Below are 714 nucleotides of genomic sequence, written 5' to 3'. Positions count from 1 at the left end.
AATTTTGTGATTTTAATTTTTTTTATAATAACTTTTTTACCATCATATAAAATATATGGTTTTGGGTAAGAATTTGACATTGCTCTTAATAATAAAGTTAATTTTTTATACAAGGTATCAGAAGGGTAAATTAAACTATCTTTAGGTTTTCTTTGCTTATAATATTTTGCTTTTTTTTCATTCTGTTTTTTAAGTTTTTTTCCAGAAATTAATTTAATTATTGAACTGTAAAGTAATTTAGGAAAGAAATAATTAGCAATTCTATGTAGATCTTCAATTTTATATTTATTCAAAAGTTTAAATTTTTTCTCATAAATTATATCGCCGGTATCAATACCTTTATCTATTTTTATAATAGATATACCAAAATATTTTTCATTATTTATTATTTGCCAATTAAGTGGACTTCCACCTCTATACTCTGGAAGTTTGCCTGCATGTAAATTAATTAGACCATATTTAGGTATATTAAATTGAAATTCTTTAAAGATGTGAGGAAATCCACAAACTAAACCTAAATCAGTTTCATTTAATATCTGTAGTACCTTTTTAGATTTTAAGTTTTTTATAATGGTGAATTTAATTTTATTATTATTTAGAAAATTAACAACTTTTGGATTTAAGTTTTTTTTAGAAATTACTATATTTTTAATTTGAACTTTTTTTACTTTTAAATATTTTAAACAATATATTCCTCTTAAACTATTTGTAAAA

1 protein-coding gene is annotated in these 714 nt (G+C 20.3%); it reads right to left on the bottom strand.

Annotation, left to right across the window (positions count from 1 at the left end; genetic code table 11):
- On the bottom strand, positions 1-714 hold a 714-nt coding region (locus tag AMN78_RS00995), incomplete at both ends, for a formyltransferase family protein (protein ID WP_075533759.1).

This window comes from Candidatus Pelagibacter communis (genome assembly GCF_001179945.1).
GTDB lineage: Bacteria > Pseudomonadota > Alphaproteobacteria > Pelagibacterales > Pelagibacteraceae > Pelagilacustribacter > Pelagilacustribacter ubique_A.
Note: the sequence above shows the minus strand (reverse complement) of the source record. Positions and strands in the feature narration are given on the sequence as shown.